Source organism: Streptosporangium sp. NPDC020072, from assembly GCF_040631445.1.
Lineage (GTDB): Bacteria > Actinomycetota > Actinomycetes > Streptosporangiales > Streptosporangiaceae > Streptosporangium.
In genome coordinates, this window is sequence record NZ_JBEYAB010000001.1 from 403,571 (window position 1) to 417,610 (window position 14,040).

At 68.0% G+C, this 14,040-nt stretch carries 13 protein-coding genes; 3 read left to right on the forward strand and 10 right to left on the reverse strand.

Going from position 1 to position 14,040, the window contains the following annotated elements; genetic code table 11:
* Positions 1 to 29: 29 nt before the first annotated feature.
* On the reverse strand, positions 30 to 686 hold the full coding sequence (locus tag ABZ470_RS01925) for a TetR/AcrR family transcriptional regulator (protein ID WP_352010318.1): 657 nt from the start codon (positions 684 to 686) through the stop codon (positions 30 to 32).
* A gap of 493 nt (positions 687 to 1,179) precedes the next feature.
* Positions 1,180 to 2,097 carry an aldo/keto reductase gene (locus tag ABZ470_RS01930; RefSeq protein ID WP_352010317.1) on the reverse strand — a complete coding sequence of 306 codons (918 nt, stop codon included), beginning with the start codon at positions 2,095 to 2,097 and terminating at the stop codon, positions 1,180 to 1,182.
* A 168-nt stretch (positions 2,098 to 2,265) separates the two neighbouring features.
* Between ABZ470_RS01930 and ABZ470_RS01935 the strand changes: the two genes are divergently transcribed.
* Complete coding sequence (locus ABZ470_RS01935; RefSeq protein ID WP_362909364.1) at positions 2,266 to 2,838, forward strand: MerR family transcriptional regulator; 573 nt, start codon at positions 2,266 to 2,268, stop codon at positions 2,836 to 2,838.
* On the opposite strand, the gene ABZ470_RS01940 is transcribed toward ABZ470_RS01935, so the two are convergent.
* The 7 genes from ABZ470_RS01940 to ABZ470_RS01970 form a co-directional block, all read right to left on the reverse strand.
* Positions 2,830 to 3,255 (reverse strand): hypothetical protein, encoded by a 426-nt coding sequence (locus tag ABZ470_RS01940; protein WP_362909366.1) that lies wholly within the window; start codon positions 3,253 to 3,255, stop codon positions 2,830 to 2,832. The genes ABZ470_RS01935 and ABZ470_RS01940 overlap by 9 nt on opposite strands.
* 332 nt (positions 3,256 to 3,587) lie before the next feature.
* Entirely contained in the window at positions 3,588 to 3,776 is a 189-nt protein-coding gene (locus ABZ470_RS01945) for a hypothetical protein (RefSeq protein WP_362909368.1), read from the reverse strand.
* A gap of 471 nt (positions 3,777 to 4,247) precedes the next feature.
* The gene (locus ABZ470_RS01950; RefSeq protein WP_362909370.1) at positions 4,248 to 5,174 is read right to left on the reverse strand and encodes a hypothetical protein; all 927 of its coding nucleotides are present in this window, start codon (positions 5,172 to 5,174) and stop codon (positions 4,248 to 4,250) included.
* A 336-nt stretch (positions 5,175 to 5,510) separates the two neighbouring features.
* Positions 5,511 to 5,702: a hypothetical protein gene (locus tag ABZ470_RS01955; RefSeq protein WP_352010313.1), complete on the reverse strand. Its 192-nt coding sequence runs from the start codon at positions 5,700 to 5,702 to the stop codon at positions 5,511 to 5,513.
* A gap of 20 nt (positions 5,703 to 5,722) precedes the next feature.
* Positions 5,723 to 6,865 carry an acetate kinase gene (locus tag ABZ470_RS01960; protein ID WP_352010312.1) on the reverse strand — a complete coding sequence of 381 codons (1,143 nt, stop codon included), beginning with the start codon at positions 6,863 to 6,865 and terminating at the stop codon, positions 5,723 to 5,725.
* On the reverse strand, positions 6,862 to 8,901 hold the full coding sequence (gene pta, locus ABZ470_RS01965) for a phosphate acetyltransferase (protein ID WP_352010311.1): 2,040 nt from the start codon (positions 8,899 to 8,901) through the stop codon (positions 6,862 to 6,864). Before pta ends, ABZ470_RS01960 begins: the two co-directional genes overlap by 4 nt.
* Positions 8,902 to 9,002: 101 nt before the next feature.
* Positions 9,003 to 9,791, reverse strand: coding sequence for an alpha/beta fold hydrolase (locus ABZ470_RS01970; RefSeq protein WP_362909372.1), 789 nt, complete (start codon positions 9,789 to 9,791; stop codon positions 9,003 to 9,005).
* Between the two features lie 209 nt (positions 9,792 to 10,000).
* Here ABZ470_RS01970 and typA point away from each other — a divergent pair, with 209 nt between their 5' ends.
* Together typA and ABZ470_RS01980 are read left to right on the forward strand one after the other, a co-directional pair.
* Entirely contained in the window at positions 10,001 to 11,854 is a 1,854-nt protein-coding gene (gene typA, locus ABZ470_RS01975; RefSeq protein ID WP_352010309.1) for a translational GTPase TypA, read from the forward strand.
* Positions 11,855 to 12,344: 490 nt separating this feature from the next.
* Positions 12,345 to 12,575, forward strand: a complete 231-nt coding sequence (locus ABZ470_RS01980) for a DUF397 domain-containing protein (RefSeq protein ID WP_352010308.1) — start codon at positions 12,345 to 12,347, stop codon at positions 12,573 to 12,575.
* Positions 12,576 to 12,706: 131 nt separating this feature from the next.
* Here ABZ470_RS01980 and fmdA read toward each other — a convergent pair whose 3' ends face one another.
* Positions 12,707 to 13,954, reverse strand: a complete 1,248-nt coding sequence (gene fmdA / locus ABZ470_RS01985; protein WP_362909374.1) for a formamidase — start codon at positions 13,952 to 13,954, stop codon at positions 12,707 to 12,709.
* Between the last annotated feature and the right edge of the window lie 86 nt (positions 13,955 to 14,040).

Genomic DNA, 14,040 nt, shown 5'->3' on the forward strand with positions numbered 1-14,040 from the left:
GAGTGCGCTCCAGGTCAAGCCGGGCCCGCTCAGTCGTCCGGCAGATGGGCCGACAGATAGCGGCGCACCAGCCGCTTGCACTCGCCGATCAGCTCGGGGTCACCACCGGGCTGGGCACGGAAGGCAAGCTTGAGCACGGCGTCGGCCGCCTCGACCGCGACGATCAGCGCCCTGTCCAGCCCTCGGCCGCCGGGAACGCCGAGCAGGTCGATGATGATCGCCTTGAGCCGGTCGGCGACGACGACGTTGTTCCTCAGCGCCGTGTCGAGCGTGCGCTCGGTCCCCTCAAGCGCCGGGCCCCCCGGAGTGAGCAGCACCTCGCCGAAGTCGACGACCGCGAACCCGGGCGTCGTGCGCTTCATCGCGACGAACTCGTCGATCGCGAGATCCACCATCTCGGTCCAGTCGGACAGCCGTACCTCAGTGAGCCTGGCCGTGACGCGGCCGAGGAAGGCGTCGAGGTTGCGCAGCGCGAGCGCGCGCGCCAGTCCCTGTTTGTCGGGAAAGAACTGGTAGAACGTGCCGATCGGCACCTCGGCCCTGCGCGCGACCTCCTTGGTGGTCAGGGCGTCGTACCCCACCTCGTCGAGGAGCCGTGCGCACTCGTCCAGCATGCGCTCGACACGTTCGAGGCTTCGGCGCTGGGCGGGACGACGGCGGAGGGTCTCCCCGGAAACGTTCGTCATCGCTCTATCATCCCTCATGACAACCGACAGTGATTGTCATGATCTTTACCTGATGTCGATCGAGAAGTGAACGTTCCCCGGGGTACGGCGACCGCCTCCCGCCGGACCCTCGGTCGTCACGCACGGTGACCTTCGGCGGCCACTGGATTCACCCGGCGGACCACCTCAACCATCCCGACTTTCCCACCGGGAAACGCCTCCCAATACCGAGCCCCACCGGCGTGGGAACCGCATCGCGGAATGCGAAATCCCGTTTTGCGAAAAACTCTCAGAAAAGCGGAGCCACCGCCGGTTCCCGCCGAGCTCCGGGCGACCCGGTTTCCCGGGCTTTTCCGGATGCCGAGCCCTTCGGCGTGTTCGGTTTCCCGGACGTCTCCGGGTGCCTGATGCCTCCGCTCTTGGACTCTCCGACGTGTCCGGCTCTTCCTCGGCGGCTTCGGGGCGGTCTTGGCCACGTCCCGAGGGGATCGCCGCCCGATCCCGCCCGTCGCCGTCACCCCTCCTGCCCGGCCTCAAGGCCTGCCGCCGACAGCCGCTCGAACTGCTCCCGCGACAGCGAGACCTCCAGCGCGGCGACGTTCTCCTCCAGGTGCCCGACCGAGGTCGTGCCGGGGATCGGGATGACCGTCGGGGAGCGGTGCAGCAACCAGGCCAGCGCGGTCTGCGAGGAGGTCGCGCCGACCTCGCGCGCCACGGCCGCCACCGGGCTGTCCTGGCCCGCGTGCCCGCCCATCGCGATCGGGAAGAACGGCAGGAACGCGATGCCGTGCTCGGCCGCGTAGTCGACGACCTCGTCGTGCTGACGGGTGACGAGGTTGTACATGTTCTGCACGGCGGCGATCGGTGTGATCTCCGAGGCTTCCCTGAGCTGCTCGACCGTCACCTCCGACAATCCGATGTGCCGGACCTTGCCCTCCTCACGCAGCTGCCTCAGCGCACCGATCTGGTCGGCCAGCGGCACGTTGGGGTCGATCCGGTGCAGTTGGAGCAGGTCGATGCGTTCGACCCGGAGCCGTCGCAGGCTCAGCTCGGCCTGCTGCCTCAGGTAGGCGGGGTTGCCCAGCGGAATCCACTCGGCGGGGCTCGGCCGTACGACACCGATCTTGGTGGCGATCGCCACCTCTCCCGAATAGGGGTGCAGGGCCTCGGCGACGAGTTCCTCGTTGGCCCCCAGCGCGTAGGCGTCGGCGGTGTCGACGATCCCGACCCCCAGCTCGACCGCCCTGCGCAGTACGGCCAGCGCGGCGGCGCGGTCGGCGGGAGCCGTCCAGATGGGCGCGGCCCAGGCCTCGGCGGGCTTGTCCGGCCCGTCGGCCAGCCGCATGGCGCCGTACCCGATCCGCCGCACCTCCAGATCGCCGCCCAGGGTGAAGGTGGTGGTCACTGCCGTGGTGTTCGCGTTGTTCGTCATGCCGGCAACGCTAGGAGCTCACATCGATGTGAGATTCAAGCCGGTGTGAGGCAGATCACCAATGCTGGTTTGCGGCGCTTCCGGATGAGATCACTTACTTTGTGCCTTATATGGGGTGTCCTTCTGGATTGATCGACGCTCGCGTAACGCTCGTGTGAGGTGACCTCCGTGCAGACCGGCACCCTGGGCCGAACCCCCACCCCTCAGAAGCGTGGGACCGCCCTCAGGCCCTCCCCCCGCAGGACCGTCTCCTCGACCGCGTCGTCCTCCGAGGCCGCACCGCCTCCGGTCGTGTCCCGTGCGGACGCCTCCGCTCTCCCGCCCCGTACGGCCTCCCCCGGCTCCGCCTCTCCCGCGAAGACGTCCTCCGAGCGTGGGATGAAGATCGGCGAACTGGCCCGCGAGACCGGCGTGAGCGTCAGGCTGCTGCGCTACTACGAGGAGCAGGGCCTGCTCACCTCACACCGCAGCGCGAGCGGCCACCGCCACTACACCGCCGAGGCTCCCACCGTCGTCGGCCACATCCGTGTCCTGCTGGCAGCCGGCCTGCCCACCAGGACCATCCGCGACATCCTGCCCTGCATCGAAGGTCCGGGCCCCGACATTCACCCCTGCGTGCAGAACTACCTCCGGACCCACCTCGAAGAGATCGAGACCCAGATAACCACCCTCCAGCAGTCCAGGAGTTCCCTCACCAACCTCCTGACCGCCACGGAGAACTTCAGGACGCCCTCATCCTGACCCGCGCCGCAAAGCCGTGAACGCCTTTCTCAGCAGGATGGACGCGAGCAGCAGGGGAAGCGGGGCGTAAAGCAGAAAGACCCAGATGTCGTCGCGGTACCCGTTCAACGTGATCAGCAGGTAGACCAGAAACAGGACTTCGACCTGCCATGAGTCCCAGAGAGACTCCTTGGCCTCGGCGGTTTTCTCCTCGGTTTCCCCCTTCTCGCGGTCGGAGAGCCTGCCGAAGCGCCATCTCCTGTACAGCCAGAACAGGCAGTAGGAAACGCTGGCCGCGACGCAGACGAGCAGGGCCACCACCAGCACGGGAGGACCATGGCGAAACTTCGCGGCGCCGAACGAGAAAACCCAGAGAGCCCCCAGCCCTGCCCGTCCGGACATATCCGAGACACCGCGAACAGAGCTCTCATCGACCACGACGCCTCCACGCAAGAAAACCGCCGACAACCCCGATGACTTCGACAACCGAACAGTGTGGCCGGGGCAGGCACCCACCGGAACGAGCCTAATTCACTTCACGAAGTCCCGGGCGCCGCATAAGCGACTGAAAAACAGAGCCAGACGTTCCCAGAGGCAGTCAGCAGGCCCAGGCTCTCCTCGCCTGCCTCCCGGTCAGAAAGCCAAGGTGTGGACGGGCGGCAGCGGTCGGTAACCGCGCCGCCCGGGCCGTACGTCATGCACCGGCCGGCGGTCCAGAAACCTCCCCGCCGCCGCAGAGGGACCTCCTGACGCCAGACCCCGTCCCATGGTTATCCGTTTTCGCCGTCTCGTCGCCCCAGCCATTTCGAGACGAAGAAAACCGACGCCCCTATCATCGTGAAGGCGAAGCCCCGCTGCAGACCGAGGAAAAAGATCAGAACGGCTCCGGCCAACGAGATGGAGATGACCTCCCAGAGGACTTGGCCCTTTTCTTCGGGCTCCGAAGCGCTCTCGTTCATCCCGCATCACCCCTCTCCCCGGGCCGTACCGTAATCCTATGGAAAAAATCGCGATCTTCGGCCGAGACAGGAGGCGGGCGAGCCGCCGATGTCGGCGTTCTCATAGGTGCGGCCTGAGTCCGGCGGCGTCGTGGAAACGGCCCTCCGGGGAGGCGAGGCCATCATCGATCGCCTTCCTCGGGATGTGTCCGAATAAGCGTTGAGGATCATTATTCGATCCGTGAACACATCACGCGACCTCGGCAGGCGTAAGAAGGCCGTCTCACGCCAAAGCACCGAACTCACCGTGCCTGCCCCACGGAGGTTCCAGAGACCGAGGAAGTGCTGAAGCGAAACCCGGCCTACGCGGGCGGAGAAGTCCGGCCGCCGGTCCGGGCAGGCCGCCAAGAGAGTAGCCGAGCAACCACCGACACCCATAAAGTCCAACCCAGGAACAATATGGAAAAACGACGATAATTCACCCCACACTGGTCAGAAGACCGAGATGTGGACGTGGTCGTAGTGGTTGGCGGTTATGCCGCCTCGGTCGGACATCATTCGCCAGCCGGTGCCGGTGCGGATGTCGTAGTAGCGCTGCCGCCAGATGATGTACATGATCCCGAGGTCGCGGCCGTGGTCGATGGCCCACTGGGCGAGGCGGTCGCCGCGTTCCCTGGCCTCCGTGGTCGGCATGCGGCCACCGGTGCTCATCATGAAGTCGCAGGCCCGGCCGCTGCCGTGTTCACCGGGGTCACCGCGGCGCAGGCAGCCGACCGAGTAGGGCATCGGAAAGCTCCGCATGATCGTGTTGCGCACGTTGACCATGCGGGAGGTCAGGCCCTCGCTGCCGCCGGGTTGCTGGAAGCCGTACTTGGCGAGCAGGGCCTCGATGCGGACGCGGTCCTTCTTGAGCTTGGTGATGTCGTCCCTGAGCTTGACGACCTTCGCCGTGGCCGCCTCCTCCGCGTCCTTGGCCTCCTTGACGAGTTGTTTCAGGCGGCTGAGCCGGCCTGCGCGCTGGCCCGCGAGGTAGGACAGCGTCGAGACGCCGTCGAGGACGGCGCCCGGGTCCCCCTGGAAGGACAGCAGGCTGGTGCTGTCCAGGTCACCGCCCATGTAGGCGGTCTGGGCGAAGCGCATGACGTCGGTCTGCGCGGTGGCCAGGCTGCGTTTCAGGCTCTTGGCCCGCTGTGTCGCCTTGCTGGCCTGGACCCGGGTCTCCTCAAGGCTCTGCACCTGCCCGCGGTAGCGCTTGTTGATCTCGTTGGCCTCGCGGGTGAGCTTGGCCAGTTCGGCTTCGGGGTTGGGCTTGGCGGCCCGCACGGTCGCGGCCCTCTCGGCGGCGGCCCCGGCCATGACCGGCGTCACGAGCAGGGTGGAGAGCATGACTCCCAGCGTGATCGAGCGACTCGATCTCACGCTTCGCTCACCTCCAGACCCCCTCACGGCCGGAGCGAAACTATAGAAGACGATCTTGAGACCTGTCAGAGAAACGATGGAACTCCCGCACCATTGACGAACTATCTACCAGTCTGCGGGGATTTAGACAATTGCCCCTCAGATCACAATCCCCCCTCCCGTCCCCCAACCTCACCTCTTGCCTTGTTCGACAGAACATGATTCGGTCTCATCAACGGCAGCCGAAACCCGCGCCGTTCACGCATCCATCGCGTGCCTGGGCCGACGGGCCCCGGCGCTCCTGAAGCCCCTGACGCCTGATCCGTTCCCCCGGTCCGTCCCGGTGCGGGAGAGGCGTCAAGGGGCCGACGCGTGCTTGTACGGCCCCGCGAAGCCGTACAGGCGGAGCCGTACAAGCACGCCCGCGGACGGATGAACGGCCCAGCACGCCCCCGCGACGCTGGGCCACCACCGGTGAGCGCGTCCCACGACCCCCGCCGAGGGCGGAGGGCCGAGTCCCATGGACCGCTCGGGGCGGATCTCATCCATCTGACTTAGGTAGACGTGGTTTATGGGTGTTTGGTTCGAGGCAAAACCGCAAGAGTTTGCCGGGCGATCTCCAGCTCCTCGTTCGTGGGGATCACGACGACCCGCACGGCCGTCCCGTCAGGGGAGATGACCCGCTCTCCCCGCTCGTTGCGGCCCGGGTCGACGGCGATGCCCAGCGCCTCAAGACCGTCCAGCGCCGTCTGCCTGACCAGCGGGGAGTTCTCCCCCACCCCACCGGTGAAGGCGATCACGTCGACCGTGCCGAGCACGGCGTAGTAGGCGCCGACGTACTTGCGCAGCCGGTGGCAGTAGACGGAGAAGGCCAGTTCCGCGTCGGGGTCCCCGGCCGCGAGGCGCTCCTGTACGGCCCGCATGTCGTTGTCCCCGCACAGGCCGCGCATGCCGCCGCCCCGGTTGAGCATCGTGTCGATCTCCTCGAAGGACATCCCCCCGGTCCTGGCGAGGTAGGTCAGGACGCCGGGGTCCAGGTCCCCGGAACGTGTTCCCATGACGAGGCCCTCAAGCGGGGTCATGCCCATCGAGGTCTCCAGGCAGCGTCCGCCGGAGACGGCCGAGGCGCTGGCCCCGTTGCCCAGGTGCAGCACGATCACGTTTCCGTCCGGCCTGCCGGCCTCCGCGGCGGCCTCCCGGGAGACGTAGGCGTGCGAGGTGCCGTGGAAGCCGTAGCGGCGGATTCTCAGCCGTTCCGCCACCTCCCTGTCGATCGCGTACGTCGCCGCGGCCGGGGAGATCGTGGAGTGGAAGGCGGTGTCGAAGACGGCGACCTGCGGCAGGTCGGGACGCAGCCGCCGGGTGACCTCGATGCCCGCCAGGTTGCCCGGATTGTGCAGCGGGGCCAGCGGGACCAGTTCCTCGATCATCGCCGTCACCTCGTCGGTGATCAACGTCGGCTCGGTGAAGTCCGTACCGCCGTGCACCACCCGGTGCCCGATCGCGGTCAGCTCGGGAGAGTCGATCCCCAGGCCCTGACCCGCCAGTTCGTCGGCGACGATGTCGAGGGCCGCTCCGTGGTCGGCGACCGGGGAACCCGGCTCGCCGATCCGCTCCACGATGCCGGAGGCCAGCCGGTCCTCACCGGCGAGCAGGGCGTACTTCACCGAGGACGACCCGCTGTTGATCACCAGGACACGCTTCACGGTCACCCCTGTTCCTGCGCCTGGATGGCGGTGATGGCCACGGTGCTCACGATGTCGGTGACCAGCGCGCCCCGCGACAGGTCGTTGACCGGCCTGCGGAGTCCCTGTAGCACCGGCCCGACCGCCACGGCCCCGGCCGAGCGCTGCACGGCCTTGTAGGTGTTGTTGCCGGTGTTCAGGTCCGGGAAGATCAGTACGGTCGCCCGGCCCGCGACCGGGGAGCCCGGCAGTTTGGCGGCGGCGACCCTGGCGTCCACCGCCGCGTCGTACTGGATCGGCCCCTCGACCAGAAGGTCGGGTGCCCGCTCGGCGACCAGGGCGGTGGCCTGGCGCACCTTGTCGACGTCCGCGCCGCTGCCCGAGTGCCCCGTCGAGTACGACAACATCGCGACCCTGGGCTCGATGCCGAAGCGCCGTGCCGTACGGGCCGAGGAGATCGCGATGTCGGCGAGCCGTTCGGCGTCGGGGTCGGGGTTGATCGCGCAGTCGCCGTAGACGAGCACCCTGTCGGCCAGGCACATGAAGAACACCGAGGAGACGACCGAGGTGCCGGGGACCGTCTTGATGATCTGGAAGGCCGGCAGGATCGTCGCGGCCGTGGTGTGCGCGGCGCCGGAGACCATGCCGTGCACCTCGCCGCGGTGCAACATCATCGTGCCGAAGAAGTTGACGTCGGCCATCAGCTCCTCCGCCCGTTCCTGCGTCACGCCCTTGTGCGCCCGCAGCGCGGCGTACTCGCGGGCGAAGGGACCGCGCATCGGGGAGGTCACGGGGTCGACGACGGTCACGCCGGACAGGTCGAGACCGAGGTCGCCGATCCTCCTGCGGATCACCTCCTGCCTGCCGAGCAGGGTGAGGTCGACGATGCCGCGCCGCATGAGGATGTCGGCGGCCCGCAGGACGCGGTCCTCCTCGCCCTCGGGCAGCACGATGTGCCTCCGCTGGGCGCGGGCCCGCTCCAGCAGGGTGTGCTCGAACATCATCGGGGTGACCCGCTCAGGACGGGCCAGTTCGATCCGGTCCGCGAGGTCGGCGGTGTTCACGTGGGCCTCGAAGTGGCCGAGCGCGGTGTCGATCTTGCGAGGGTTGTCGGCCGTCAGCCGCCCTTCGAGCCCGGCCAGGGTCGTGGCGACGGTGAAGCTGTCCGCCGCGGCGGAGAGCACAGGCACCCCGGGGGCCAGGCGGGCGGTGAGGTCCCGCACGGTCTTCGTCGGCTCCTGGCCGAGCGTCAGGACAACCCCGGACGGCCTGACGGTGCCCGCCGCCTCCGTCGCGAGGGAGGCCAGCAGCAGGTCGGCCCGGTCTCCCGGGGTGATCACCAGGGCCCCGTCCGTCAGGTGTTCGAGGAAGACCGGCAACGTGGCCCCGCCGAACACGAACCCCAGCACGTCCCTGCGCAGCGCGTCCTCGTCGCCCTGCAACCCTCTGGCGTCGACGGCCCGCATCACCTGCCCGACCGTCGGCGCCGAGAGCGAGGGATGCTCAGGGATGACGTAGCAGGGCACGGGAAGAACGGGATCGACGCTCATCCCGGCCGGCACCCGGTTGGCGACGACCGCGAGCACCGTGCTGCCGAGGTCGGAGAAGACCTGGTAGCCGGTGCGCATCTCCATCGCGATCTCCTCGGCCCGTTCGCCGTGCGCGCCGACCACCACGATCACCGGGGCGCCGAACTCCGCGGCGAGCCGGGCGTTGAACGCCAGTTCCCTGGGCAGGTCGTCGGTGGCGAAGGAACTGCCGAGCACGAGCAGCGCGTCGCACTCCCGTTCGAGCGCGTGGAAACGGGTGACCAGCCGGGAGATCAGCTCCTCGGTGCCGTGACCGGCGTAGATCTCCGCGGCGGCCTCGGCCGTGACGCCGGACTGGGCGGCCGCGGGCCGGTATCTCATGCCGAGCAGTTCGAGCGTGCGGTCGTCTCCCCTGGTGATCGGCCGGAAGACCCCCGTCCTGTGGGCCCGGCGGGCGAGCAGCTCCATCAGGCCCAGTTCGACGATCTGCCTGCCGTCCCCCCGCCCGAGACCCGCCACGTAGATGCTGCGCATACGCCCTCCTGTGCCGCGAGACCAGGTCACGAAACCAGGCCCGACCAAAAGACGCAGAGCAGTCAACACCCTCGGGGCGTCGCCCGGGTGAACCAGGGTGGTCAGGAGTTGGCCACGACCCACCTGCCGATCCTGCGGACCAGGTCGGGGGTCGCCGCCGACTCGGCGTGGCCGTAGCCCGGCTCGATCCACAGCTCCTTCGGCTCCCCCGCCGCGTCGTGGAGCTGGTGGGCGTGGTCGAGGGGGAAGAAGGAGTCGGCGTCGCCGTGGACGATCAGCAGCGGGGTCGGCGAGATGTCCACGACCGCCTCGTGGGGGGCCGAGGGCACCGGGTCCCATCCCCTGCTCCTGATCCGCGTCCGCTTGCCGACCCGCGCGGCCAGGCGTCCCAGAGGGCGCTCGATCGCCCAGTGCACCTGCCGCATGGGCCTGGTCCCCCGGTAGTACCACCGCGCGGGCGCGCTGACCGTGACCACGGCGTCGATCTCGCCGTCCCGCCCGACCCGCCCGGCCCGGCCTGCCGCCGCCCGCCATCCGGCGTACCGTACGGCCACCGCCCCGCCCATGGAGAAGCCGACGACGGCGACCCTGGCGTAGCCGATCGCCCTGGCGTGCCGTACCGCCGCGTCCATGTCGAGGATCTCCAGGTCCCCGACGGTCGACTCGCCGCCGGAGCGGCCGTGGCCGCGGAAGTCGAAGGAGACGACGCCGCCGAACCCGCTGAGCACGTGGGTGATGCGGCGGGCCGGGCGTTCCCTGAGCGAGCCGGTGAAGCCGTGGGCGAGCACGATGCCCAGGTCGGCAGGACCGCGTGACGGGGTGTGCGCGGCCTCGATCCGCACGTTGTCCTCGGTCCTGAGCATCACGGCGAACGACGGCGCTAGCGGCATGTCCACGAGCCTATGACCGAACGCGGCGGGCCGGGGGGACGGCTCGTCATATCGGAGAAAGGCCCGCTCCGCAGGCCTGCGGGGTGTCCCGGAGGTGAACATATGACCGCGTTCGGCGGCGGCGTGAAAGCGATTGTTGCGGATCAACTAAAATAGGGAGGCCGCACGGTCCGCGGCCAGCCTCCACGATCACAGAGTGAGACTCAAACATGCCTTTGAACAGCCGCGATGACCTGCGGAACATCGCGATCATCGCGCACGTCGACCACGGCAAGACCACTCTCGTGGATGCCATGCTCTGGCAGTCCGGAGCGTTCCGCGCGAACCAGGACGTGGACGACCGTGTCATGGACTCCAACGACCTCGAACGCGAGAAGGGCATCACCATTCTCGCGAAGAACACCGCCGTCAAGCACGGCGGCATGACCCTCAACATCATCGACACCCCGGGCCACGCCGACTTCGGCGGCGAGGTCGAGCGCGGTCTGTCGATGGTCGACGGCGTCGTGCTGCTGGTCGACGCCTCGGAGGGTCCGCTGCCGCAGACCCGGTTCGTGCTGCGCAAGGCGTTCGCCGCCAAGATGCCGGTCATCCTGTGCATCAACAAGGTCGACCGCCCCGACGCCCGGATCAAGGAGGTCGTGGACGAGGTCTACGAGCTCTTCATGGATCTCGACGCCACCGAGGAGCAGATCGACTTCCCGATCGTCTACGCCTCGGCCAAGGCGGGCCGCGCCTCGCTGAACCGCCCCGAGGACGGCGGGATGCCCGACTCCGACGACCTCGAACCGCTCTTCGAGGTCATCAAGGAGACCATCCCCGCGCCGACCTACGACCCGGACGCCCCGCTGCAGGCGCACGTCACCAACCTCGACGCCTCCTCCTACCTCGGCAGGATCGCGCTGTGCCGCGTCCACCAGGGCACCATCAGGAAGAGCCAGCAGGTCGCCTGGTGCCGCACCGACGGCAGCATCCAGAAGGTGAAGATCACCGAGCTGCTGATGACCGAGGCGCTTGAGCGCAAGCCCGCCGAGGAGGCCGGTCCCGGCGACATCATCGCGATCGCCGGCATCCCGGACATCATGATCGGCGAGACGCTGGCCGACCCGGAGGACCCGCGTCCGCTGCCGCTGATCACCGTGGACGAGCCCGCGATCTCGATGACCATCGGCACCAACACCTCGCCGCTGGTCGGCAAGGTGAAGGGCTCGAAGGTCACCGCCCGCATGGTCAAGGACCGCCTCGACAAGGAGCTGATCGGCAACGTCTCGCTGCGCGTCCTGCCGACCGACCGGCCCGACGCCTGGGAGGTGCAGGGCCGTGGTGAGCTGGCGCTGGCCATCCTCGTCGAGCAGATGCGCCGCGAGGGTTACGAGCTGACCGTCGGCAAGCCCCAGGTCGTCACCAAGACCATCGACGGCAAGGTGCACGAGCCGGTCGAGCGGCTGACCGTCGACTGCCCCGAGGAGTACCTCGGCGCGGTGACGCAGCTGCTGGCCGTGCGCAAGGGCCGGATGGAGCACATGACCAACCACGGCACCGGCTGGATCCGGATGGAGTTCGTGGTCCCGGCTCGTGGTCTGATCGGCTTCAGGACCGAGTTCCTCACCGAGACCCGGGGCACCGGCCTGGTTCACCACGTCTTCGACTCCTACGAGCCCTGGTTCGGCGAGCTGCGCACCCGCAACAACGGCTCCCTGGTCGCCGACCGGCCCGGCCCGGTGACCGCGTTCGCGATGCTGAACCTCCAGGAGCGCGGCGTGCTGTTCGTCTCGCCGACCACCGAGGTCTACGAGGGCATGATCATCGGCGAGAACTCCCGCTCGGATGACATGGACGTGAACATCACCAAGGAGAAGAAGCTCACCAACATGCGCTCCTCGACGGCGGACGAGACCGAGAAGGTCATCCCGCCGCGTCAGCTCTCCCTTGAGCAGGCGCTGGAGTTCATCCGCGAGGACGAGTGCGTGGAGATCACTCCGGAGAACGTGCGCATCCGCAAGGTCGTCCTCGACGCGGCCACCCGGGGCAGGAGCGCGGCCCGCGCCAAGCGCGGCAACTGAGAACCCCGGAAAACCCCGGAAAAAGGGCGTCCGTCGTACGGCGGGCGCTCTTTTTGCGTTTCACGGTCCTCACCGTTCCCAGAAAGGAACACGCGTCACTCCTTCAACGGAGCCTCCGAAGCGGTTCCCGCGCCACCACGCCGAATACATCCGAGAATTCCGTTACCCGAATGGCCCATTAACGGGAGTCCCAGGTAACCGTTCGACAACGGGCCGGTCGGCACGGGAAGTGATCGGTTACCCACATCGTGTTTTTCACGGGAAATCCATGTCACCGGATCCGCCCACGAGGGCGTACCTGCTCGAACGGTGAATACCGCCGTCCCCGTCGGCGAAACCGGGGTAACGTGTTGAGAAACGGCGTCTGCGACCGCATCATCATTGAACCGTCCGAAGGACCCCGGGGGCAGTGCGGTCATTTGAGGCTGCCCTCCTCCCGCTTTATCACCGGCATGCCAGAGGACAGCATCAAGAGAATGGTAGAGGAGAAATGGACCTGAGCAATCTCCCGTGGCGGAAGTCGAGTTTCAGCAGCCCCAACGGAGGCGACTGCGTCGAGGTCGCCGAACTCGGCTCCGCCGCACACCGCCCCGAGCACAAGCGGGACGCCACCCATGCCGTTCGTGACAGCAAGGACCCCCTGGGTCCCGTCCTCTACTTCACCTCTCCCGGATGGCACGCCTTCGTCAACGGCGTGAAGTCCTCCGCGTTCGACCGCTGACCGTCGCCCGCGGCTCTCCGGGCGGTCCGTGACCACAGGCCGGCCCATGGAGACCTGGACGCGCGGAGAGTCCCCCGGCCCCATCGCCAGAGGACTCTCCCGCGGAGGGGAGCCCCCTCCGGGTCATCGGGTCAGGACGAGACCGCGCACTGTCCCCGCTTCTGCTTGACGGGCCCCTCCTTGTTCGGGCGCACGTCGAAGTCGAAGATCTCCGTGGGCAGGTAGAGCGAGCAGCAGGCGTTGGGAATGTCGACGACGCCGCTGATCCGGCCCTCGATGGGCGCCGAGCCGAGCAGCAGGTAGGCCTGCTCCCCGGTGTAGCCCCACCTCTTGAGGTACTCGACGGCGTTGAGGCACGCCCTGCGGTAGGCCACCGTCGCGTCGAGGTAGTAGTTGGTGTTGGTGTCGTGGTCGACCGAGATGCCGATGAACGAGATGAACTCCGAATAGCGCGGCTCGACGTTGCCGGGCATGAAGACGGGGTTGGTGCCGACGCCGTACTTCTCCATGCCTCCCTTGATGAGGTCCACGTGGAAGTCGATGAAGCCCCCCATCTCGATCGCCCCGCAGAAGGTGATCTCGCCGTCGCCCTGGCTGAAGTGCAGGTCACCCCCGGAGAGCTTGGCGTCCTTCACGTGGACGGGGTAGAAGACACGTGCGCCGCGTGTGAAGTTCTTGATGTCGTGGTTGCCGCCGTTCTCCCGCGCGGGCACGGTACGTGCCCCCTCACGGGCGATCCTGGCCTCCACCTCGCCGGTCGCCTGACCGGCCAGGGTGTTCTCGGCCAGCGGCGGCAGGCCGAGCGCCGGGACCCGGTCGGGGTCGGTGTCGATGAGCGCCTGTTCCCGCCGGTTCCAGTCGGCGAGCAGTTCGGCCGACGGCGCCGTGCCGAACAGGCCGGGGTGGGTGATCCCCGCGTATCTGATACCGGGCAAATGGCGAGATGTCGCATATATGCCGTTGAAGTCCCAGATCGCCTTGTACGCGTCGGGGAAGTAGTCGGTCAGGAAGCCACCGCCGTTCGCCTTGGCGAATATGCCGGTGTACCCCCAGCCCTGTCCCGGCGCCTCACCGGTCTCCTGGGGGACCGGGCCCAGGTCCAGGATGTCGACCACCAGCAGGTCTCCCGGTTCGGCCCCCTCGACCCCGATGGGGCCGCTGAGCATGTGCGCGAGGGACAGGTCGACGTCCCGCACGTCGTTCGCCGAGTCGCTGTTGTGTATCTGTGAGTCGGTCCACTCACGACATTCGACGCGGAACACCTCCCCCGGCCTGACCATGGCCGCCACGGGGATGTCCGGGTGCCACCGGTTGTGCCCCGGCACCTGCTGATCACGCATCGGCTTCGACTGATCCACGCTGAAGACGACCTTCGGCATGGCAACTCCTTTCTCGGGATGTGTGTGCCGACCGGATGCCCAGGCCACATCACCTCCTCCGGAGTCCTTCCTTCTAGGGCCTTCCA